This window comes from Streptomyces malachitofuscus (assembly GCF_055571035.1).
The window spans coordinates 385,492-405,894 of the sequence record NZ_JBVIGA010000003.1; the positions used below are offsets into that span (position 1 = coordinate 385,492).

Sequence of the window (20,403 nt, forward strand, 5' to 3'; positions counted from 1 at the left end):
GCGGTGCTAGCTGACCTTGACCTTGTCGACGGAGTCGTCTTCCCGGACCTTGTCGGAGATCTTCTGCAGGGCCGAGGTCAGCCCCTTGCCGTCGAGGTCACCGGCGAGGAACGAGTTCCACGGCACCAGCTGGTCGGTGTTCATCCCGTAGGTCTCGACGAACATGTAGTTGAAGATGTTGGTGCCCGCGGCCTCCAGCATCGTCGTCTGCGAGACGAGCGCCGTCGATCCGTAGCCGTCGGCGGGCACGGTGCCCTTGACGATCGTCGGGGCCAGCTTCGACTTGGAGAAGTTGGCGGCCGCCTTCTCCGACAGCATCGCCCGCAGCACTTCCTTGCCGCCGGCCGGGTTCTTGCCCTGCTTGGGCACGATGAACGGCTCGCCGGCAGCCGCGCGGAGCGACTCGTAGGGCAGCGCCGGCTTGTCGGTGAGCGTCATCGACGGGAATCCGGTCATCTGGAAGTCCGCCTTCGTGGCCTTCTTCATCTCGTTCTCGATCCAGCCACCGGACGGGTAGAGCAGCGCCTTCTGGTCGTTGCTCCAGATCGCCTGCGCCTTCTGGAACTGGGTGCCGGAGCCACCGGGGACGAACATCTTCTGCTTGACCATGGTCTCCATGACCTTGATGACGCCCTGGATGGCCGGGTGCGACCAGCAGCCCTTCTCCAGGTTCTCCAGGCCGAGCCGGACCTCGTCGCCGCCCTCCTTGATCGCCGAGTCGATCAGGAGCGTGCGGTAGTAGGTCGCCGCCTCCTTGCCGTGGACGAAGAGGTACTTGCCCTTCTTCTTCGCCTTCTGGCCGAGGTCGAGCGCCTCGTCCCAGGTCTTCGGCGGGGTCCAGTCGTTCTCCTCGAAGAGCGTCTTCGAGTACCAGACGCCGTACACGGTCATCACGTAGTTGAGCGCGACGAACTTGTCCTTGAACGTGCCGGGGACCTTGACGCCGGGGTAGACGATGTCGGCGATCTTCTTGCCTTCGTAGGTGTTGGCCTCGAAGAGGTCGTCGAGCTCCTCCAGCTGGTCGAGGATGCCGAGGAAGCCGATCTGGTCCTCACCGGAGTTGTCGATGAGGTCCGGCGGGTTGCCGCCGACGAAGCGGGGCTGGAGCTGGGGGGCGATGTCGACGACCGGCTCGACCTGGACCTTGAGGCCCTTGACCTGGCTGCTGAGCACCTGGTTGGTGTAGTCGACGTAGTCGGTGCCGTAGCCGCCGTCGAAGATGGCCGCTTCGACCGTGGAGTTCGCGGCGACACCGAACGGGTTCTTGGCGCTCTTCTCGCCCTTCGGGCCGCCGTCGCCGTCGCTGTCCTTGCTGGAGGGAGAGCTGCACGCGACCGCGAACGAGCCCATCGCCGCGGTGGCGATGGCCCCGCGCAGGAGCGTCCGCCTGTCGAGAGATCCGGCACGAATGGTCATCTCTGCATCCTCACTGATCGATTGGATCTGTACGGGTGTGCTGCGTGTGCGCCCGCCGCGGCCGGACCGGTCCTGCGCCGGCCGCACGGGGGGCGTTGTCGCCGTCGTCTCGGAGCCGCGGCGCGGCCCCGATGATCAGCTGAGCGATGCCGGCACAACAGTCGCCGGGGCCGGAGCGGCGGTCGCGCTCCGCCTGATCGGATCGCGATGGCCTACGCCGGTGGTGGATCCCATGCTCAAGTCCTCGCCTTCTCCAGGACTCAGGCGGTGAACCGGATCCTCCCCGGCACCGCGTTCGGGTCAAGCTGGGTCGTGCAGGAAATGCGGCCGTACAAGGTCGGGTGCGGTGAAGATGCCCCGGAGTGCCGACAGGTATAGTCCACTTCACGCGGACGGAGCAAGATCAAATGCAAGGTTCCTCATACGTCTTTTCCGAGTTGAGACCTCGCGGAAATATGAGCGTCCGGCGTGTTCCGTTGTGGAAATGTCCTTACCACCGGGCCTGAATGCCACATTCAACCCCTTGACACCATGGGCCACTTGGCCCACTACTGGTCCTTGCGCACTTTGATTGACAACGTTGTCCAGCGCAGGGAGGGTGCTCGCGCATGGAACAGAGGGTTCGGCACAGATGGAGCACGGCGGTCGTCGCGACGACCGCCTTCGCTTTGGCCGCGGGCTCGCAGGGCGTCGCGGTGGCGCTGCCCCAGGCGCCGCCGAAGGCGGACCGTGAGTTCGCGTCGTCGTTCGAGTCCGGGGACCCCGCCCCGGACTGGCAGAACACCGTCGACACCGCACCGGACGGCGAGAAGCGTGCCTCGGGTGTGGACGGCGGGTTCACGTCCGGCATCCCGGGCAATGTCACCGAGCACGTCACGGGGGTGCGCGCCAGCGGGGAGAACACGGGCGGCAAGGAGGTGAAGGGCAACCTCTTCGACGGCGAGTCCGCCACCAAGTGGCTGACCTTCGCACCGACCGGCTGGATCGAGTTCGACCTGAACGAACCGAAGAAGATCGTCAAGTACGCCCTCACCTCGGCCAACGACCACGACGAACGCGACCCCGTGGACTGGACGCTGAAGGGCTCGGCGGACGGCGAGACCTGGCAGACCGTGGACACCCGCTCCGGGCAGGCCTTCGAGGAGCGCTTCCAGACCAGGACGTACGACCTCGCCGAGACGGCCGAGTTCGCGCACTGGCGGCTGGAGTTCACCAAGAACAACGGGGCGAACGACGCCCTCCAGCTCGCCGAGATCCAGCTGTCCACCGGCGTCGCCGACCCGATACCGAAGGACATGCTCTCCCTCGTCGACAGCGGCCCCGCCGGCTCACCGACGGCCAAGGCGGACGCCGGCTTCACCGGGAAGCGGGCCCTCAGATACGCCGGCCGGCACACCACGGAGGGCCGGGCGTACTCGTACAACAAGGTCTTCGACGTCGATGTGAAGGTCGACCGTCGCACGGAGCTGTCGTACAAGATCTTCCCGTGGATGTCGGACCGCGAGCTCGACTACGACGCCACGAACGTCTCCGTCGACCTGGCCTTCACCGACGGCACCTACTTGAGCGGCCTCAAGGCGACCGACCAGCACGGCTTCCCGCTGACGCCGCGCGGCCAGGGCGACTCCAAGGTGCTGTACGTCAACCAGTGGAACAGCGTGCGCTCGGCGATCGGTTCGGTCGCCGCCGGAAAGACCGTCGACCGGATCCTGGTGGCGTACGACTCCCCCAAGGGCCCGGCGAAGTTCCGCGGCTGGCTGGACGACGTGGAGCTGAAGCGGGTGCGCCCCGAGCGGCCCAAGCCCCATCTGTCCGACTACGCGCTGACCACCCGGGGCACCAACTCCAGCGGCAGCTTCTCGCGCGGCAACAACTTCCCCGCGACGGCCGTGCCGCACGGGTTCAACTTCTGGACCCCGGTCACCAACGCCAGGTCGACGAGCTGGCTGTACGACTACGCGAGCGGCAACAACGACGACAACCTCCCGACGATCCAGGCGTTCAGCGCGAGCCACGAGCCCAGCCCCTGGATGGGCGACCGGCAGACCTTCCAGGTGATGCCCTCGATCGCCTCCGGCACCCCGGACCTCGGACGTGAGGCGCGCGAGCTGGCCTTCCGCCACGAGAACGAGACCGCGCGGCCGTACTACTACGGAGTGCGGTTCGAGAACGGCCTGAAGGCCGAGATGACGCCGACGGACCACGCGGCGATGATGCGCTTCACCTTCCCGGGCGACGACGCGAGCGTGCTGTTCGACAACGCCGGCGACGAGAACGTCCCGGACCGGGGCGGTCTGACCCTCGACAAGGACAACGGCACCTTCACCGGCTACTCGGACGTCAAGTCCGGCCTCTCCACGGGCGCGACCCGGCTGTTCGTCCACGGCGAGTTCGACAGCGAGGTCACCGGCGGTGACTCCAGCGGCCTCAAGGGCCACCTGCGCTTCGACGCGGGCAAGGACCGCACGGTGACGCTGCGCCTGGCCACCTCGCTGATCAGCGTCGACCAGGCGAAGGACAACCTGCGCCAGGAGCTGCCGAAGCGCGCCTCCTTCGACAAGGTCAAGCGGGACGCCCAGCGCCGGTGGGACCGGATCCTCGGCAAGGTCGAGGTCGAGGGCGCCACCCCCGACCAGCTGACCACGCTGTACTCCAGCCTCTACCGGCTGTACCTGTACCCGAACTCGGGCCACGAGAAGGTGGACGGCACGTTCAAGTACGCCTCTCCCTTCTCCAAGGCGGAAGGGCCCGACACCCCGACGCACACCGGCGCCAAGATCGTCGACGGCAAGGTGTACGTCAACAACGGATTCTGGGACACCTACCGCACCACCTGGCCGGCGTACTCCTTCCTGACCCCGTCCAAGGCCGGTGAGCTGGTCGACGGGTTCGTGCAGCACTACAAGGACGGCGGCTGGACCTCCCGCTGGTCCTCCCCCGGCTACGCCGACCTGATGACCGGCACCTCCTCGGACGTCGCGTTCGCGGACGCGTACGTCAAGGGCGTCGACTTCGACGCGGAGGCGGCGTACGACGCGGCGGTGAAGAACGCCACCGTCGTGCCCCCGTCGTCCGGTGTGGGCCGCAAGGGCATGGCCACCTCGCCCTTCCTCGGCTACACGAGCACGGAGACGCACGAGGGCCTGTCGTGGGCGCTGGAGGGCTTCCTCAACGACTACGGCATCGCGAAGATGGGCCAGGCCCTCCACGAGAAGACCGGCGAGAAGCGCTACCAGGAGGAGTCCGCGTACTTCCTCGACCGCGCCCAGGACTACGTCAACCTCTTCGACTCCGAGGCCGGGTTCTTCCAGGGCAGGAACCTCAAGGGCGACTGGCGGGTGGAGTCCTCGAAGTACGACCCGCGCGTGTGGGGTCACGACTACACCGAGACCAACGGCTGGGGCTACGCCTTCACCGCCGCGCAGGACAGCCGCGGACTGGCCAACCTGTACGGCGGGCGCAAGGGACTCGGCGACAAGCTCGACGAGTACCTGTCCACACCCGAGACGGCCTCCCCGGAGCTCAAGGGCTCCTACGGCGGTGTCATCCACGAGATGATCGAGGCCCGGGACGTCCGGATGGGCATGTACGGCCACTCCAACCAGGTGGCCCACCACGCCCTGTACATGTACGACGCGGCCGGGCAGCCCTGGAAGACGCAGAAGAGCGTGCGCGAGGTGCTGTCCCGCCTGTACACCGGCAGTGAGATCGGCCAGGGCTACCACGGCGACGAGGACAACGGCGAGCAGTCGGCCTGGTACCTGTTCTCCTCGCTCGGCTTCTACCCGCTGGTCATGGGCAGTGGCGAGTACGCCATCGGCTCCCCGCTGTTCAAGAAGGTCACCGTGCACCTGGAGAACGGCCGCGAGCTGGTCGTCAAGGCGCCCAGGAACAGCGCGAAGAACGTCTACGTGCAGGGTCTGAAGGTCAACGGCAAGCGCTGGAACTCCACGTCGCTGCCGCACTCGGTGATCGCCAAGGGAGGGGTCCTCGAGTTCGACATGGGCTCGCGTCCCTCGTCGTGGGGCACCGGCAAGAACGCGGCTCCCGTGTCGATCGCCCAGGACGACGAGGTGCCCACGCCCCGTAAGGACGCCCTGAAGGGCGAGGGCGAGCTGTTCGACAACACGTCGGCGACCGGTGCCACGGTGTCCACCGTGGAGCTGCCCGTCACCGGGGACACCAAGGCGGTGCAGTACACGCTGACGTCCTCGGACCACACCAAGGCGCCCAAGGGCTGGGTGCTGCAGGGTTCGGCCGACGGGGAGAAGTGGACGGACCTGGACCGGCGGACGGACGAGTCCTTCCGCTGGGACCGGCAGCTGCGCGCCTTCTCCATCGACGCGCCGAAGGCCTACGGCCACTACCGGCTGGTGCTGACCGGTGAGGCGGCGCTGACGGAGGTGGAACTGCTGAGCTGACCACCGGCGCACAGGGGCGGGCCCGGGCATCGCCCGGACCCGCCCTTTTTCAGTGGATGGTCCGTCCCCGCTCGTCCGGCACCCCGGACTTGCGCAGGAAGTAGCTGTTGATCTGGTCGCGCCACTCACGGGCGCTGCGCAGCTGCTCCTCGAACCGCTCGGCCACGCGGGCGTGACGTGCCGGTTCCACCAGATCCGCGAGGCCCGCCCACATCCGGCGGGCCTCCTCGGCCTCCTCGACACCCTCGAAATGGGTGTCGTAGATGTGCTGGATCACCGTCTTCCCGCTGGGCAGCACATGGCCGTACGGCACATGGTGGAAGAACAGCAGCAGCTCCTCCGGGCAGGTGTCGGGGAACTCGTACACCTCGGCCCACGGCGCGGCGTACTGCCCGGCGTAACCGGTGCCGGTCGCCGTGCTGCGGTCGACGCCGACGCCGTCCCGGTCGGCGAAGTGGTAGGTGCCCCAGGGGCTGTACTCGTAGCCGTCGACGCTCGGCCCGTAGTGGTGGCCGGGCTGCACCATGAAGCCCACGCCGAGCGGCGCGGTGTACTTCTCGTACGTCGCCCAGGAGCCGTCCAGCACCGCGTGCAGCCCCTCGGCCAGCCGCTCCGGTGCCCCCGGGTGGGTCAGCGCGATCCACTCGTCGAGGACGGCCCGTGGATCCGCCGCCGGGTCCCAGGCCAGCCGCCCGAAGGTGTAGAGGTTGGCCTGGGCGAGCGGGTGGCCGGTCCAGAACGGGTCGTCGCCCGCGTTGGACACGGCCACCAGCCCGTCCGCCAGCCGCCCGGTGCTCACCTCGCCGTCCGGCCGGAACCGCAGCACCTCGCTCCACATCGGCCCCAGCCAGCACACATGCCGCTGCTGTCCGGTGTACTCCTGCGTGACCTGCAACTCCACCGCGAGCCGCGTGTCCGGCATGGCGCCGATCAGCGGGGAGACCGGCTCGCGCACCTGGAAGTCCATCGGCCCGTGCTTGACCTGGAGCACCGCGTTGGACGCGAACGCGCCGTCCAGCGGGGTGAAGTGGTCGTACGCGGCCCGTGCGCGGTCGGTCGTGCGGTCCCGCCAGTCCTGATGGTGGTCGTAGACGAAGGCCCGCCAGTGCACCGTGCCGCCGTACGGCTCCAGCGCGGCGGCCAGCATGTTGGCGCCGTCGGCGTGCGAGCGGCCGTAGGCGAAGGGGCCGGGCTGCCCCTCCGAGTCGGCCTTCACGACGTACCCGCCGAAGTCGCCGATCTCCTCGTACACCCGGCGGGTCGCCTCCGCCCACCAGCCGCGCACGGCCTCGTCCAGCGGGTCGGCGGTGGGCAGGCCGCCCAGCACCGTCGGAGCCGCGAAGGTGACCGACAGATGGGTGCGGATGCCGTACGGACGCAGCACGTCGGCGAGCGCGGCCACGTCAGTGATCCGGTCGGTGAGCAGACGCGCCTCGGTCGCGTGCACGTTCACGTTGTTGACGGCGACGGCGTTGATCCCGCACGCGGCGAGCAGCCTGCCGTACGCCCGCACCCGGTCCAGGTCGCCGCGCGCCCTGCCGTCCGCCCAGAACAGCGAACCGCCCGCGTAGCCGCGTTCGACCTGGCCCATGACGGGGTGCACGGCGACGTTGTCCCAGTGGTCGAGCATGCGCGTGGCGTACGCCGGCCGGTGCTCCTCGCGGGCCCGTTCACCGGCGAAGGCGTCCTCGCCCAGCCGTACGACGTGGAACAGGCCGTACAGCAGCCCGCGTCCGCCGGACGCGGTGACGGTGGTGACACCGTCCCGGCGTGCAAGCGTGAAGCTCTCGTCGTCCGGTGCGTCGGCCGCTTCGAGGACCAGCTCGGCGTCCTCGCCACCGTCCCGCACGATCCGGCCGCCGAACCACTTGCAGGCGTCGGCCAGTTCGCCGTGCACCGTGTCGGTCCACGGCCCGTCGCCGGCGCGTAGCAGCGTGCGCCGGCTGCCGACCGCCCGGAACGCGGCCGGCGGCAGCCAGGCCGCGTCGAAGTCCGCCGAGTACGTCGTCCCGGTCATGCGGTGAACTCCTCCCGGGTCTCGGTGATCACCGGGCGGCTGCTGCGCAGCAGGGAGAGCAGCAGCGGGGCGGCGAGGAGGGCGGGGAGTGCCTCGGTGAGCAGGGCGGTGCCGGCGGCCGTCAGGATCAGCAGCGAGAGGGCGCCGAGGGTGGCACGGGGGTGCCGGAACAGGAAGTACGCGGCGAGGCGGGCGGTGTCGCGGGCCCGGAAGGTGAACAGGGTGGTGAGCACCAGGGCGTGCGCGCCCCACAGGAGGGAGCCGGTGCCGATCAGCGCGAGCAGGGCCGCCCACCAGCCGGGCAGACCGGTGGCGGCGAAGTGGGTCAGGGTGAAGGCGATCACCGTGAGCCAGGCGAGCAGCGGCGTCCACAGTTTCAGCACGGGGAGGGCGCCGAGCCGCCAGCCGCGCAGGAAGGCGCGGGAGGGGTGGAGTGCGCTGAGGTCGGCACTGCGGTGGTGCAGGGCGTGAAGGGCCGCGGAGACGGCGGGGCCCAGGGGCAGCAGGCAGAGGGCGGCGAGGGGCAGGTTGGCGGGGTGGGGTGCGAGCAGGAACAGGCCGGCGAGGCCCGGCGCCGCGGTGAGCAGCAGCAGGGCCTCGACGACGACCAGGGTGTGGATCAGGGCGGCCGCGCGGGAGAGCGGGCCGGCGCCGAAGGTGTCGGCCGGTGCGGTGCTCATGGCGCCTCCCGGCCGAGCAGCCGCCGCTCGTCCCACCAGGGCGGGGTCTCGTCGTCGACCGGGGTCAGCTCGACGAGGGTGATCTCGTGGCGGGCCAGGGTGAGGGCGAGGTCGACGCGGCCGCCCTCGACGGGCAGCCGGTGGTGGGCGCGGGCCGGTTCGGAGGCCTCGTGCAGGACGTCGAACTGCCCGGGCCGCGGGGAGCGCGGGCTGCCCATGTGCCGCCAGACGCCGTAGGCGTTGCCGCGCTCCTCGTCGACGGAGGAGCGGCGGGCGAACGCCGTACCGCGCGGTGCCGTGCCGACCGGGAGGGACAGGCGCAGGGTGTGCCGGTCCGGGCCGGGGGTCTCCCCCGTGAGGTCGACGGGGGCCCAGGCGAGGACGGTGACCCGGCCGTCGGCGTGCCGGGTCACCAGGTGGTTCTCGCCCCGCGCGAGTCGCTGCTCGCCCATGCGGGCCATGAAGGCGTACAGGTGGTAGGTGGGTTTGCGCACCTGGCGGTGGGTGAGCAGGCCGAAGCCGCCGTGGAACAGCGCGGTCGGGATGCCGGTCTCCTCGAAGACGTCGCTGAACGTCCAGTAGGAGTAGGAGTCGGCGTGGTCGCCGCCGGCCGCCACGACCGGGGCCAGGTAGGCGGCGTGGAAGGCGGTGTCGTGGACGGGGTTGTCGGGGCGGTAGGAGGAGTTGAACTCGGTGATGTGGACGGGCAGGCCCTCCAGCCGGGTGCCCTTGAGGGTCCGGCGCGGTTCGGCGAACTGGTCGAGGAGGCCGCTCGCCGGGGTCAGGGTCTGGTGGACGCCGAAGGGGACCTGCTGGGCGGGTCCGGAGCTGTAGGCGTGCCGGGAGACGAAGTCGACGGGGACGTCCCGCCGTTCGGCGAACTCCGCGAACCGCTCCAGCCAGCCGTCGGCGCCGGGTGAGACGGCCGGGCCGCCCACCATCAGCTCGGCGTCCACGTCCTTGACGGCGTGCGCGGTCGCCTCGTACAGCCGGTGGTAGGCCTGTTCGTCGGCGTCCGGCCAGAAGGCGGGCAGGTTGGGTTCGTTCCACACCTCGACGGGCCAGGTGCGGACCTCGTCGGCGCCGTAGCGGTCGACGAGGTGGGCGAGGACGGCGCGGACCAGGTCCGTCCACTCCTTCTCGTCGGCGGGCGGGGTGACGTTGCCCTTCCACCAGAAGACCGTCTGCTGCCCGGAGGCCAGTGCGTCGGGCATGAAGCCGAGTTCGAGGAAGGGGCGGACACCGAGGCCGAGGAGGGTGTCGATCACCTGGTCGAGGTAGGTGAACGAGTGATGGGTGCGGCGGGCGCCCTGCCACTCGTAGGGGCGGTGGATGCCCATGCCGTCGCTGAGCAGGCCGTGGCCGCGCAGGTACCGGAAGCCGATGTCGCGCTGAAGGAGGGCGAGGGAGTCCTGGTAGTCGCGGCGCAGCGCGAGGTCGAGGCGGCCGGTGCCGACGCAGCTCCGCCAGGCGCCGGACAGCCGGCCGTCCGGCTGTGCGGGGACGTGGATCACGCGTTGTCCTTCTTGAACCGCTCGTAGGCCTGGTTGTGCAGGTCGATGAACCGGTTCATGTTCTTGGCCTTCAGCTCCTCGACGTAGTCGTCCCACTCGGACAGCGGACGCTTGCCGAGGACGAACTGCAGGGCGTTCTGGGTGACGTGGTCCTTCAGCGGGGTGTCCCAGAGGGTCGCCTGCTCCTGTTCCTCGGCGCGCAGGGGGTGCGGCGGGTCGGTGGGCAGCGCCTCGCGCCGGGCCATCGCGTCGGTGAACTTCTTCTCGTCGGGGCTGAACGAGGAGGAGACCAGGGCCCAGCTGCCGCCGTAGGTGAACACGCCGTTGTAGAAACCGAAGTCCTTCTGAAGGTCCTTGGGGGCGTCCGGGTCGGAGCCCATGAGGCTGATGCCGGGCTTGAGTTCGTACTCCCCGGGGCCGGAGCGGGTGAACGTGGTGTTCTCCACGCCCCACTTGCACAGCTCCTGGCCGGCGTCGGAGTACCAGAGCCAGTCCACGAACTGCATCAGGGCGACGAAGTCGTCGCTCTCCAGCGCCTTGCTGGAGATCATCATGCCGTTCTCCAGGCGGCCGCCGCCGAGGACGACCGGACCGGCGGGGCCGACCGGCACCGGGATCATCTCGATGGTGGCGCCCTTGACCTGCTTCTCGAGGTTGTAGCGGTAGTTCTGCACCAGTTCCTGCGGGTTGGCGCTGATCGCGAAGGACTTCTCCGCCAGCAGCTTCCTGACCGCCTCCTCGTCGGTCTGGGTGAAGCTCTCGGGGTCCATGAGCTTCTCGGCGACCAGCTTGTGCAGGTACTCGACGACCTGGCGGAAGGCGTCCCTGGCGCCGGTGAAGACGAACTTCTGCGCCTTGGCGTCCCAGCTGGTGTTCAGGTACGACCAGCCGGCCCGGACGCCGTGCGCCTGGCCGAGGTACTGGAACAGCGCTCCTGCGGGGAAGGGGGTGTTGTTGCTCCAGCGGTCGGTGAGCGGGTAGCGGTCGGGGTACTCCTCCTTGAGCGCCTTGAGGGTCGTGTACACCTCGTCCCAGGTCGTGGGCAGGCTCAGGCCGTGCTTGTCGAGGATGTCGGTGCGGAAGGACAGCGAGTACTGCTGCCTCACCTTCTCGTGCAGTCCGGGCAGCAGGTAGTAGTTGCCGTCGGACTGGCGGAGCGAGTCGACCTCCGGCTGGAGGTTCCATCTCTTCACCTTGTCCCGGAAGTTGGGCATCAGGTCGATGTACTCGCTGACCGGGAGGATCGCGCCCGAGGAGACGAACGCGGTCTCCGCGCCGGGATAGGTCTTGGGGATGAGGTACGGGGCGTCGCCCGCGCCGATGAGCAGGCTGCGCTTCTTCTCGTAGTCGCTCAGCGGGACCGGGGTGGCCTTGAAGGTGACACCGGTGCGCCGGGTGACCTCCTTCCAGAACAGCCAGTCGTCCTTCATCGGGTAGGTCGGGTTGTTGTTGTGCAGGATGGTGAAGGACAGCGGCTCGGTGGCCTTGAACTGCTGGCCGGCACGATAGTTCTTCATGGCGCCGTTGCGCTTCTTGGACAGGTCCTTGGCGCCGTCGCCGTCACCGCCGCTGCCGCAGCCGGTGAGTGCGGCGAGACCGATGAAGCCGGCGGCGCCGAGGATCTGGCGCCGTGAGAGCTGGCCGGTGTTCTGCACGGAGGACTCCCTTGTCACATGGACGGGTCGAGGAGGAGGAGCAGGAGGGGGTGGTACGGCGGTCAGCCCTTGACCGCGCCGAGCATCACGCCCGAGACGAAGTAGCGCTGCACGAACGGGTACAGGCAGAGGATCGGCAGCGAGGTGAGCACGATGGTGACGGCCTGGATGTTCGCGTTGACCTGGGTGAGGTTCTCGGTCGTGGCGCCGGCACCGGTGCCCGCGGTGGCGCCCGCGAGGAGGTTGCGCAGATAGACCGTGACGGGCATCAGTTCGGTGCGGTCCATGTAGAGGAACGCCGAGAACCAGGAGTTCCAGAAGGACACCGAGTAGAAGAGCACCATGGTCGCGACGACCGCCTTCGACAGCGGAAGCACGATCCGCAGCAGGATGCCGTAGGTGCTGAGGCCGTCGATCTGCGCGGCTTCCTCCAGCTCCGTCGGCAGGCTCTCGAAGAAGGCCTTCATCACCAGGAGGTTGAAGACGCTGATCGCGTTCGGCAGGGCGATCGCCCACACGCTGTTCTTCAGGCCGAGGCTGGTGATCAGCACGTAGTGGGGGATGAGGCCGCCGGTGAAGAACATCGTGAAGACGGCGATCCCCACGAGGACGCCCCGCCCCTTGAGGTTCCTCTTCGACAGGACGTAGGCGTAACAGGTGGTCAGCACCATGGCGACGGCGGTGGAGACCACCGTGTAGAAGACGGTGTTGCCGTAGTTGCGCCAGAACATCGAGTCGGAGAAGACGATCTCGTACGTGGTGAGGTTGAAGCCCTTGGGCCACAGCGTCACGCCACCGGAACGGATCTCCTGCTCCCCGCTGAACGAGCGGGCGATGATGTTGACGAAGGGGTACAGCGTGACCAGGACGACGAGGGTGAGGATCACGCCGTTGACGCCCTGGAAGACGCGGTAGCCGCGCGTCGGCCGGTTGACGCTCACCACAGGCTCGTCCCCACCGTGCGGCGCGAGAGCTGGTTGGCAGAGGTGATCAGGACCAGGCCGATGATCGCCTCGAACAGGCCGATCGCGGCGGCGTAGCTGAAGCTGTTGGACTCCACGCCGGTCCGGTAGAGGTAGGTGGAGATCACGTCGGCGGTCGGATATGTCAGCGGGTTGTAGAGCAACAGGACCTTCTCGAAACCGACGGCCATGAACGTGCCGATGTTGAGGATCAGCAGCGTGATCATGGTGGGGCGGATACCGGGCAGGGTGACGTGCCAGATCTGCTGCCAGCGGTTGGCGCCGTCGATGCGGGCGGCCTCGTAGAGGTCCTCGTCGATGGTGGTGAGCGCGGCGAGGTAGAGGATCGTGCCCCACCCGGCCGTCTGCCAGATCTCCGAGCCGACGTAGATGGTGCGGAACCAGTCGGGTTCCTGGATGAACCGGATCGGGTCGTGCCCGAACCAGCCCAGGACGTGGTTGACCGGGCCGTCCGTGGCGAGCATCTGCAGCGTGATGCCGGCGACGATCACGATGGACAGGAAGTGCGGAAGGTAGGACACCGACTGCACGAACCGCTTCAGCGACTTCCGGCGCACCTCGTTCAGCAGCAGGGCGAGCACGATCGGGATCGGGAAGCAGAAGAGAAGCGTGAGTCCGCCGATCCACAGGGTGTTCCGGAACACCTGCCAGAAGGTCGGGTCGGACAGGAACATCTCGACGTAGCGCAGTCCCACCCAGTATTCGCCGAGGATCGAACCGCCCGGCTCGAACCGGCGGAAAGCGATCACGTTGCCGATCATCGGCAGATAGCGGAACACCAGGAAGAACAGCAGCGGCAGCACAGCCAGCGAGTACAGCTGCCAGTCCCTGCGCAGCGCGCGCCGCCAGCCGGTGCGGGCGGGTGACCGTGTACGCCGGGGTGGTGTCTTCGTCGGCGGCGGGTCCTGCGTGCCCGGGGGTGGAGCCGACGTGGTGGAGGTGCTCATTGCTCGGGCCTCCCGTGCCTCTGCCGCAGAACCGAAACTTTCGAGCGCTTACCGGTAACTTCGCGGAAACCTATGAGCGGCGATGGGCCGTGTCAATGGGTGGTGCGCACGGGACTTTTGAGAGTTTCGAGGGGGCGCGGATCCGGTCCGTGAGGGTGGGGAAGTCGGCCAAGATCTGTTAACGTCCCCGGAACTTTCTGGTGTGCGCCCGCAACGATCGGGCGCGCTTTCCGTTCGACTCTGCGAGGTGCCCCGTGCCCGCGTTCGACCTGCCCCCGGCGGAACTGGCGCGCCACCGACCGGACATCGAGGAGCCCGCCGACTTCGACGCGTTCTGGGAGCGGACCCTGGAGGACGCCGCCGGGGAGGGCGATCCCCTGGTCTCCGTCCGTCCGGTGGAGAACGGACTACGGCTGACCGAGACGTGGGACGTGTCGTTCCGGGGCTTCGCGGGCGACCCGGTGCGCGCCTGGTTCAGCCTCCCCGCGGGGGTGGCCGAACCCCTGCCCGCGGTCGTCGAGTTCGCGGGCTACGGACGGGGCCGCGGGCTGCCGCACGAGCGGCTGACATGGGTGAACGCCGGATACGCCCATCTCCTGATGGACAACCGCGGACAGGGCGACCAGTACGGGTGCGGCGGCGACACCCCCGATCCGCACGCCACCGCGCCGGGCGGCCCCGGCCCGGCCGTCCGCGGTCTGCTCGACCCGCGGGACTACCACTACCGCCGGCTGATCACCGACGCGGTGCGCGCGGTGGCCGCCGTGCGTCTGCTGCCGGGCGTGGACCCCTCCCGGGTCGCGGCGGTGGGCAACAGCCAGGGCGGCGGACTCGCGCTGGCCGTGGCCGGCCTCGTGCCGGATCTGGCCGCGGTCCTGGTCACCGCCCCGCTGCTGTGCGGCATCCACCGCGCGCTGGACCTCACCGACGTGCCCCCGTACGGCGAGATCACCGCGTACCTCTCGGTCCACCGGGGAGCCGAGCAGGCCGCCTACCGCACGCTGTCCTATGTCGAGGGGATCTCCTTCGCGCGCCGCGCGCACGCCCCGGCCCACTTCGGGGTCGGCCTGCGCGACACGGTCTGCCCGCCGAGCGGGGCGTACGCGGCGTTCAACCGGTACGCGGAACGGACGGCGGCGGACCCGGAGAAGGTGCTCCACGCCTACCCGTTCAACGGCCACGAGGGCGGGGACGCGGTGCATGTGCGGCGCCAACTGGACTGGCTGGGCGGCGTACTGGGCGGGTGACGGGCGACTGGGCCACGGATCGGGCGGGATGCCTGACCGCGATGGATACGTGGACGCGGACGGCCATGGGTCACGCGGGCGCGGAGGCCAGTGGATCACGTGGACGCGGACGGCCATGGATCACGCAGACGCGGACGGCCACGCATCACGCGGGCGCGGAGGACCATGGATCACGCAGACGCTGACCGCCACGGACGGCGCGGGCGCGCACGTCCGCGGTGCCTCGGCCCCGGGTCGGCCGGGCGAGGCGACAGCGCCGCCGACGGCGGGTTCCGGTCCGCCGGTGGATGGGAGCGCTCCCACCTCGCCCGTCAGGGGACGGTAGCGCCGTGCGCCGCCGTTGTAAACGGTTCCCACGAGGGCGAGTTGTGCCACCGGTCACCCGTGGGCGTTGATGAGCACCGCGAGGTCGTCCGCCGCCTGCGCGCCGCCCAGGACCCTGAGCGACGTCACGAGTGCCTGCCGTCCCCCGGGAGCGCCGAGCGCGGCGCGCGCCATCACCACCGCGTCCTCGCGGACCTCGCTTCCGCGGATCCTGACCGGCCGGCCCAGCAGAACCCCCAGCGCCGCCGCGAACCCCGTCCTGGCCCGCGGGGTCGCCAGGTACGGCAGCTCGCAGAGGGCGTTGGTGAGCAGCAGGAGCGACAGTGCGCCGTGCAGACAACCGAGGGCGTGCCGGAATCCCTGGGCCGCCGCGAGTGGCGCGCCCGACCGGGCCACCGGGCCGGGAACGGACCCCGTCGCACGACGGCGCACGGCAGGCGCCTCGTGCTCACGCGCTCCGGGACCGGGAGCCGCCCCGCGGTCGCGCGCTTCCACCCGTTCACCCGTCGGCGGCGACGTCGCGCCGGGCGTCCGCATCGTCCCACGGTCGCGCACCCCGGCGGCCCCGCCCGCCCGGTCCCTGCTACCGGGCGCCGACGCCACGGCCCGGCCACGCGCCGTGGTCCCCTCACCCGCCCGGCGTTCCGGAACCGGCTCGCGACGGGGTGGCACCGGGGAACTGCCTTCCGGCGGAAGCCGGTGCCTCATGTCGGCGGCGGCCGACGGTCCTTCGAAGAGCTCGACCGCCGACAGCAGCGCGCTCCGGCCACCCTCCCGGGCCAGGGCCGCCCGGACGATCGCCACCACGTCCTCCCGCTGCCGGACGCCGCGGAGGTCGATCCGGCGGGCGAGCAACTCCCCCAGCACGGTGGCGAACTGCTGTCGGCTCGGCGCGTCCGCCATGCACGGCAGCCCGGTCAGCGCCTCGGTGAACAGCAGCAGCGCGACCGGCGCGTTGCGCAACGGCTCGGGCGCCGGGGCGGCCGTCGGCTCCGGGACGGGGACGGATGCCGGCCGGGCGGCGGGCGACGCCTCCCCGTGGAAGGGCTCCCCCGCCGCAGGGTCGCGCGGCCCGGTCGACAGGACGGAGCGCGCCACCACGACCCGGCGCTCCAGTTCGGCCCACATCTGCGGCCGCTGGGTGACGCGGGCCGCCAGCAGTTCGTCGTACACGAAATCGTAGAGCTCGTGCACGCCGATGAGTCCGTCGCGGTTGCGGTCCGCCTCGCCGGTGCGCAGTCCCTTGACGACGGCTCCGGTGAACAGGGACGGCTCCGGGTCGAGTGCGGTGACCCTCTCCCCTTCCCAGGCGTACTCGGTACGGTTGGTCGCCGTGAGCACGGCACGGCCGTGACCGGCCAGTTCGTCCTTGACGTGGACCGTGGTGTCGCCCTTGGCGCCGGACAGGAAGGCTCCGCTGTAGCAGCAGTCCAGGAGCAGGACGATCGACCGTGCCCGGCAGGCGCGCATCTGCTGGTGGACGAAGAGGGCGGGGACGGAGGTGGAGGCGAGCAGCCGCCGGTCGGTGTCCGCGGCGGCGAAGTGGAGTTCGCCGTTGTGGTTCTTGAGACCGTGACACGAGATGTGCAGCAGAAGCAGATCGTCCCTGCGGCGGTCCAGGAAGAAGTGCTCGATGGCCCTGGTCACCTCTTGGTGGCGGCCGTCCAGGACCGTGGTCACCTCGAAATCACCGATCCGCGGATGCTTCAGCACCTCCGCCAGCTCCTGGGCATCCCTGGCGGGCGAACGCAGGTGATTCAGGGCCTCGTTCTCGTACCGGCCCGTCGCGACGAGCAGCGCGTAGCGGCCTGCGGACACGTCGTACGCCCCTCAGTCCCCCTGCCCGGTGCCGCCGCCGTCCGGATCCGCGGCGCGTGCCGCCAGGAACGCCTCGATGAGCCGCTGCTGGTCGGCGGAGGAGACGGCCTCCAGGTCCAGGCTGTCCTCGCCCAGGGTGATGCTGACTGTGCGCACCGGGCGGTTCTCGATCCAGGTCCGCACCAGGTCGAGCACCGAGCGCAGGGCGATGGGAGCGGCCATGCTCACGGCGAGCGCTCCGACGGCGATCGTGTCGACCGGTTTGGCCCCGGCGGGGACGGCCCCCGAGCGGACCGTTTCGACGTCGTCGACGTCCAGTTCCAGGAGCCGCTCGCGCAACTGGAGGGTCAGCTCGTCGAGTTCTTCCTGGTCGCTGTCGCGACTGCCGGTCAGGACAAGATGCAAGCGTTCCGTGCGGCCCACCGCCACCCCCGTCATCCGGTGAGATGTCAGCGTACAACGGGGGCGACGACGAGGGCCGCATCCCCGTGCCGGGGATGCGACCCTCAACCGGCTTGCGCCGACCCTTACTTGCGGATCAGGCTGCGCAGCACGTACTGCAGGATGCCGCCGTTGCGGTAGTAGTCGGCCTCACCGGGGGTGTCGATGCGGACGACCGCGTCGAACTCGACGCCCGTGTCGGTGGTGACCTTCACCGTGCGGGGGGTGGTGCCCTCGTTGAGCTCGGTGACGCCGGAGACGGAGAAGCTCTCCTCGCCGGTCAGGCCGAGGGACTCGGCGGTGTGGCCCTCCGGGAACTGCAGCGGCAGGACGCCCATGCCGATGAGGTTCGAGCGGTGGATGCGCTCGTAGGACTCGGCGATGACGGCCTTGACGCCGAGGAGCGCGGTGCCCTTGGCGGCCCAGTCGCGGGACGAGCCGGAGCCGTACTCCTTGCCGGCCAGGACGACGAGCGGGATGCCCTGCTCGATGTAGTTGCGGGAGGCGTCGTAGATGAACGACACCGGACCGCCGTCCTGGGTGAAGTCGCGGGTGTAGCCGCCCTCGGTGCCCGGCGCGATCTGGTTGCGCAGGCGGATGTTGGCGAACGTGCCGCGGATCATGACCTCGTGGTTGCCGCGGCGCGAGCCGTAGCTGTTGAAGTCGCGGCGCTCGATGCCGTGCTCCGTGAGGTACTGGCCGGCCGGGGTGTCGGCCTTGATGGCACCGGCCGGGGAGATGTGGTCGGTGGTGACCGAGTCGCCCAGCTTGGCCAGCACACGGGCGCCGGTGATGTCCTCGACCGGGGCCGGCTCCATCTGCATGCCCTCGAAGTAGGGGGGCTTGCGGACGTAGGTGGACTCGGCGTCCCACTCGAAGGTGTCGCCGGTCGGGATGGGCAGCGCCTGCCACTGGGCGTCGCCGGCGAAGACGTCGGAGTAGGACTTGGAGAACATGTCCTCGCCGATGGCGTTGGCCACGACGTCGTTGACCTCGGCCTCGGAGGGCCAGATGTCCTTCAGGAAGACCGGGTTGTTGTCCTGGTCGTACCCGAGGGCCTCGCGGGTGATGTCCACCGTCATGGAACCGGCGATCGCGTAGGCGACGACCAGCGGCGGGGACGCCAGGTAGTTCATCTTGACGTCGGGGTTGATCCGGCCCTCGAAGTTGCGGTTGCCGGACAGCACCGAGGTGACGGCCAGGTCGTGCTCGTTGACGGCCTTGGAGACCTCTTCCGGCAGCGGGCCGGAGTTGCCGATGCACGTGGTGCAGCCGTAACCGACGAGGTTGAAGCCGACCTTGTCGAGGTACGGGGTCAGGCCCGCCTTCTCGAAGTAGTCGGTGACGACCTTGGAGCCCGGGGCGAGGGTGGTCTTGACCCACGGCTTGCGGGTCAGGCCCTTCTCCACCGCCTTCTTGGCCACCAGCGCGGCGGCGACCATGACGTAGGGGTTGGAGGTGTTGGTGCAGGAGGTGATGGCGGCGACCGTCACCGCACCGTGGTCGAGCGTGTAGGTGGTGCCGTCGGGGGCGGTCACCTCGACCGGGTGGGAGGGGGCGCCGTTGGAGATGGCCGGGGCGTCGGAGGCCGGGAAGGACTCCTTGCTCGCCTCGTCGACGTCGCCGCCGTCCTTGACGTAGTTGCGCACGTCCTGGGCGAACTGGGCCTTGGCGTCGGCGAGGACGATGCGGTCCTGCGGGCGCTTCGGGCCGGCGATCGAGGGGACGACCGTGGACAGGTCCAGCTCGAGCTTCTCGGAGAAGTCCGGCTCGGCCTTCGGGTCCAGCCAGAGGCCCTGCTCCTTGGCGTACGCCTCGACCAGGGCGACCTGCTGGTCGCTGCGGCCGGTCAGACGCAGGTAGTTCAGGGTCTCGTCGTCGATCGGGAAGATCGCGGCGGTGGAGCCGAACTCCGGCGACATGTTGCCGATGGTGGCGCGGTTGGCCAGGGAGGTGGCGGCGACGCCCTCGCCGTAGAACTCGACGAACTTGCCGACGACGCCGTGCTTGCGCAGCATCTCGGTGATGGTGAGCACCAGGTCGGTGGCGGTGGTGCCGGGCTTGAGCTCGCCGGTGAGCTTGAAGCCGACGACGCGCGGGATCAGCATGGAGACCGGCTGGCCGAGCATGGCGGCCTCGGCCTCGATGCCGCCGACGCCCCAGCCGAGGACGCCGAGGCCGTTGACCATCGTGGTGTGCGAGTCGGTGCCGACCAGGGTGTCGGGGTAGGCCTTGCCGTCACGGGTCATGACGACGCGGGCCAGGTGCTCGATGTTCACCTGGTGGACGATGCCGGTGCCGGGCGGGACGACCTTGAACTCGTCGAACGCGGTCTGGCCCCAGCGCAGGAACTGGTAGCGCTCCTTGTTGCGGCCGTACTCCAGGTCGACGTTCTGCTTGAAGGCGTCGTTGGTGCCGAACTTGTCGGCGATGACGGAGTGGTCGATGACCAGCTCGGCCGGCGCCAGCGGGTTGATCTTCGCCGCGTCGCCGCCGAGCTCCTTCACGGCCTCACGCATGGTGGCGAGGTCGACGACACAGGGCACGCCGGTGAAGTCCTGCATGATCACGCGGGCCGGCGTGAACTGGATCTCCTGCGACGGCTGCGCCTGGGAGTCCCAGCCGCCCAGGGCGCGGATGTGGTCGGCGGTGATGTTGGCGCCGTCCTCGGTGCGGAGCAGGTTCTCCAGCAGCACCTTCAGGCTGTAGGGAAGGCGCGCGGAGCCCTCGACCTTGTCCAGCCGGAAGATCTCGTACGACTCGTCGCCCACCTGCAGCGTGCTGCGGGCGTCGAAGCTGTTCGCCGACACGACAGTCTCCTTCATTGATGTGCGCGTTACCACCGCATCCTGCCGCCACGCCGCCCTGGCCGATCCGCTAAGGTAAGGCTAAGTTAGGTAACCCTCACCAGGGTGGCGGCTGCGGTGCGCCTCGGCAGAT

Annotated in this window: 12 protein-coding genes; 2 read left to right on the forward strand and 10 right to left on the reverse strand. The window is 69.5% G+C overall.

Going from position 1 to position 20,403, the window contains the following annotated elements:
* Positions 1-6: 6 nt before the first annotated feature.
* Positions 7-1,350 (reverse strand): N-acetylglucosamine/diacetylchitobiose ABC transporter substrate-binding protein, encoded by a 1,344-nt coding sequence (gene ngcE / locus ACZ44S_RS06470; RefSeq protein WP_466925204.1) that lies wholly within the window; start codon positions 1,348-1,350, stop codon positions 7-9.
* Between the two features lie 674 nt (positions 1,351-2,024).
* Between ngcE and ACZ44S_RS06475 the strand changes: the two genes are divergently transcribed.
* The gene (locus tag ACZ44S_RS06475) at positions 2,025-5,837 is read left to right on the forward strand and encodes a GH92 family glycosyl hydrolase (RefSeq protein WP_466925120.1); all 3,813 of its coding nucleotides are present in this window, start codon (positions 2,025-2,027) and stop codon (positions 5,835-5,837) included.
* A 49-nt stretch (positions 5,838-5,886) separates the two neighbouring features.
* Here ACZ44S_RS06475 and ACZ44S_RS06480 read toward each other — a convergent pair whose 3' ends face one another.
* The 6 genes from ACZ44S_RS06480 to ACZ44S_RS06505 all read right to left on the reverse strand — a co-directional run bounded on the left by ACZ44S_RS06480 (position 5,887) and on the right by ACZ44S_RS06505 (position 13,633).
* Entirely contained in the window at positions 5,887-7,854 is a 1,968-nt protein-coding gene (locus tag ACZ44S_RS06480; protein WP_466925121.1) for an alpha-glucuronidase, read from the reverse strand.
* Positions 7,851-8,534: a hypothetical protein gene (locus tag ACZ44S_RS06485; protein ID WP_466925122.1), complete on the reverse strand. Its 684-nt coding sequence runs from the start codon at positions 8,532-8,534 to the stop codon at positions 7,851-7,853. The genes ACZ44S_RS06480 and ACZ44S_RS06485 overlap by 4 nt, the downstream gene beginning before the upstream one ends.
* The gene (locus tag ACZ44S_RS06490; protein ID WP_466925124.1) at positions 8,531-10,048 is read right to left on the reverse strand and encodes a GH39 family glycosyl hydrolase; all 1,518 of its coding nucleotides are present in this window, start codon (positions 10,046-10,048) and stop codon (positions 8,531-8,533) included. The genes ACZ44S_RS06485 and ACZ44S_RS06490 overlap by 4 nt, the downstream gene beginning before the upstream one ends.
* Positions 10,045-11,703: an ABC transporter substrate-binding protein gene (locus ACZ44S_RS06495; protein WP_466925126.1), complete on the reverse strand. Its 1,659-nt coding sequence runs from the start codon at positions 11,701-11,703 to the stop codon at positions 10,045-10,047. Before ACZ44S_RS06495 ends, ACZ44S_RS06490 begins: the two co-directional genes overlap by 4 nt.
* 62 nt (positions 11,704-11,765) lie before the next feature.
* Positions 11,766-12,647, reverse strand: coding sequence for a carbohydrate ABC transporter permease (locus ACZ44S_RS06500; protein WP_466925128.1), 882 nt, complete (start codon positions 12,645-12,647; stop codon positions 11,766-11,768).
* Positions 12,641-13,633, reverse strand: a complete 993-nt coding sequence (locus ACZ44S_RS06505) for an ABC transporter permease (protein ID WP_190164884.1) — start codon at positions 13,631-13,633, stop codon at positions 12,641-12,643. Before ACZ44S_RS06505 ends, ACZ44S_RS06500 begins: the two co-directional genes overlap by 7 nt.
* A gap of 254 nt (positions 13,634-13,887) precedes the next feature.
* Here ACZ44S_RS06505 and ACZ44S_RS06510 point away from each other — a divergent pair, with 254 nt between their 5' ends.
* Positions 13,888-14,880: an acetylxylan esterase gene (locus tag ACZ44S_RS06510; protein ID WP_466925130.1), complete on the forward strand. Its 993-nt coding sequence runs from the start codon at positions 13,888-13,890 to the stop codon at positions 14,878-14,880.
* 378 nt (positions 14,881-15,258) lie between these two features.
* On the opposite strand, the gene ACZ44S_RS06515 is transcribed toward ACZ44S_RS06510, so the two are convergent.
* The 3 genes from ACZ44S_RS06515 to acnA form a co-directional block, all read right to left on the reverse strand.
* Positions 15,259-17,022, reverse strand: a complete 1,764-nt coding sequence (locus ACZ44S_RS06515) for a caspase, EACC1-associated type (RefSeq protein WP_466925132.1) — start codon at positions 17,020-17,022, stop codon at positions 15,259-15,261.
* 12 nt (positions 17,023-17,034) lie between these two features.
* Positions 17,035-17,427, reverse strand: coding sequence for a hypothetical protein (locus tag ACZ44S_RS06520; RefSeq protein ID WP_466925133.1), 393 nt, complete (start codon positions 17,425-17,427; stop codon positions 17,035-17,037).
* A 122-nt stretch (positions 17,428-17,549) separates the two neighbouring features.
* Positions 17,550-20,273, reverse strand: coding sequence for an aconitate hydratase AcnA (gene acnA / locus ACZ44S_RS06525; protein WP_466925136.1), 2,724 nt, complete (start codon positions 20,271-20,273; stop codon positions 17,550-17,552).
* Between the last annotated feature and the right edge of the window lie 130 nt (positions 20,274-20,403).

Coding starts and splice junctions, on each gene's coding strand:
- ngcE (WP_466925204.1), bottom strand. CDS start 1,350: ATGGGCTCGTTCGCGGTCGCGTGCAGCTCTCCCTCCAGCAAGGACAGC.
- ACZ44S_RS06475 (WP_466925120.1), top strand. CDS start 2,025: ATGGAACAGAGGGTTCGGCACAGATGGAGCACGGCGGTCGTCGCGACG.
- ACZ44S_RS06480 (WP_466925121.1), bottom strand. CDS start 7,854: ATGACCGGGACGACGTACTCGGCGGACTTCGACGCGGCCTGGCTGCCG.
- ACZ44S_RS06485 (WP_466925122.1), bottom strand. CDS start 8,534: ATGAGCACCGCACCGGCCGACACCTTCGGCGCCGGCCCGCTCTCCCGC.
- ACZ44S_RS06505 (WP_190164884.1), bottom strand. CDS start 13,633: ATGAGCACCTCCACCACGTCGGCTCCACCCCCGGGCACGCAGGACCCG.